The 2,297-nt window shown below is 51.6% G+C and carries 2 protein-coding genes; one reads left to right on the forward strand and one right to left on the reverse strand.

What is annotated here, in order from left to right; translation table 11 throughout:
• Positions 1–542: 542 nt before the first annotated feature.
• Positions 543–683, reverse strand: coding sequence for a hypothetical protein (locus GEI7105_RS38205; RefSeq protein WP_017659238.1), 141 nt, complete (start codon positions 681–683; stop codon positions 543–545).
• Between the two features lie 63 nt (positions 684–746).
• On the opposite strand from GEI7105_RS38205, the gene trmFO reads away from it, so the two are divergent.
• Positions 747–2,072: an FADH(2)-oxidizing methylenetetrahydrofolate--tRNA-(uracil(54)-C(5))-methyltransferase TrmFO gene (gene trmFO, locus GEI7105_RS0104205; protein WP_017659240.1), complete on the forward strand. Its 1,326-nt coding sequence runs from the start codon at positions 747–749 to the stop codon at positions 2,070–2,072.
• Positions 2,073–2,297 lie beyond the last annotated feature (225 nt).

Raw genomic sequence — 2,297 nt, forward strand, 5'->3', positions numbered from 1 at the left:
GAAACTTTTGTAGATGCTTTAGAGGCTTTTCGGACAGCCATGTCTTTTCGTTTTGTTGGCATGGCTGAACGAGAATCGAGACCTGTTTGCCGCTCACAAAGCGCGTTTTGGCTTGGTTTGGGCTTGAAATTTGTTTAAGTACCGTTAGACACCCAAAACTCGGATCGCGAGAACGGGGGTTTTTTGGGGTAAGCTGGAATTGTAACGAAATTCGATCGGCTGAAACCCCTATGAATTGGTCTTGTTGTTTAAAAAATCAAGTGTATAGATATAAAAAACCACAGTTTATCATTTTTCAATTTTAGGGTATTTTCTAAAATTTTGCCAGAAAAACGTCGAGCAATGTTCGAGTGATATCGAAAATTGCCCGAAACGCAATCAGAATAACAAACGGGCGCAAACCGACTGCTCTGAAAGATAAAGGGATTCTAGACTGTTTTTTTATAGGAGAAATTACTGAGTCTTGCCGTTGCTTTACAAAAATCTCCGAATTTCCGTCTAAACTGTCGATATATCCGCATCAAAACGGGAATTTCTCGAAATCAGAAGTGCGAAAAAGATTCGAGATTCTCTAATTGGAGAATTCGGGGAAGTTGGACGATCGGGTAATTTCTCAAACGGGGAAGTTTAGCGAGACTGGCTAACACGATCGCTCCCGAGGTGCCGAAAGACAGTGTTAGCATGGGAAAACGCGATCGAAGCACCGAAACCGCGATCGCCCCTGACCGCAACAAAATCGAGAATCTATGAAAGTCCGAGTCGTTGGAGGAGGTCTCGCCGGCACCGAGGCCGCGTGGCAAGTCGCCCAGTGGGGCGTTCCCGTGGAACTGTACGAAATGCGCCCCGAACGCCAGTCTCCGGCACACCACAGCGGAGATTTGGCCGAACTCGTCTGTAGCAATTCCTTCGGTGCCAAAGCCAGCGATCGCGCGGCGGGACTGCTTCACGAAGAACTGCGCCGCTTGGGGTCGATCGTCATCGGAAAAGCCGACGAACACGACGTTCCGGCCGGCGGCGCCTTAGCGGTCGATCGCGGCGTCTTCAGCCGAGACCTCACGGAAACTCTAGCGAACCATCCCCTCATCGAACTGCGTCGAGAAGAAATTCGCGAAATTCCCCGAGACGGCGTGGTCGTGTTGACCACCGGACCGCTGACGAGCGAATCCCTCGCCGAAGATTTACAGCGGTTTACGGGAAGTCAGTACATGAGCTTTTTCGACGCCGCCAGTCCCATCGTGGTGGGCGATTCGATCGATTTCGACGTAGCGTTTCGCGCCTCTCGCTACGATAAAGGCGACGCCGATTACGTCAACTGTCCCCTGAACCGGGAACAGTACCTGCACTTCTGGCAAGAACTCTGTCAAGCCGAACAAGCCGAGTTGAAGGAGTTCGATCGCGACACGGCGAAATTCTTTGAAGGTTGCTTGCCCATCGAAGAAATGGCGCGGCGGGGCGAAGACACCATGCGCTACGGTCCGTTAAAACCCGTGGGACTGCGAGATCCGCGTCACGATGAGAAGTTTTACGCCGTGGCACAACTGCGCCAAGAGGACAAAGCCGGGCAGTTGTGGAACCTGGTGGGATTTCAAACCAACCTGCGTTGGGGAGAACAGAAACGGGTGTTTCGGTTGATTCCGGGGTTGGAAAACGCCGAGTTCGTGCGGATGGGGGTGATGCACCGCAACACCTTTATTAATTCTCCCGAACTGCTCGATCGCACCCTGCAATTTCGAGAGCGATCGACGCTTCTAGCAGCCGGACAACTCACGGGAACCGAAGGCTATACCGCCGCCGCCGCCGGGGGATGGTTGGCGGGAACGAACGCGGCGCGAGTGGCGTTGGGACTCGAAGCGGTTTGGCTTCCCGAGACCACGATGATGGGGGCATTGGTGGAGTTTATTACTTCGGCTTCGCCGAAACATTTCCAACCGATGCCGCCAAATTTCGGCATCATACCGCCATTGCAACAAAAAGTTAGAAACAAACGGGAACGGTACGGAAAATATCGCGATCGCTCCCTCGAAACCTTGATGCAGTGGGCGACGCGATTGAAACAACCGGCGACGGTGTAAAGTGGAATTCCCGAAAACTGTCTAAACCTGACTCTTTGTCTGCGATCGCGATCTCTATCTCATTGCGATCGCGATCGCACGGCCTGTAGAGCGATCGGTAAAATTAAACACAGATATAAAAACTGTTTTAGCAAACGCTCTATTAGGTTTCAGAAATTTCATCGAAAAATTTGGGTTTGAAACCCCGTCCTTCCAGGACGGCTTTACAATAAATTTGGGCCGGTA

The organism is Baaleninema simplex PCC 7105 (genome assembly GCF_000332355.1).
GTDB lineage: Bacteria > Cyanobacteriota > Cyanobacteriia > Cyanobacteriales > Geitlerinemataceae > Baaleninema > Baaleninema simplex.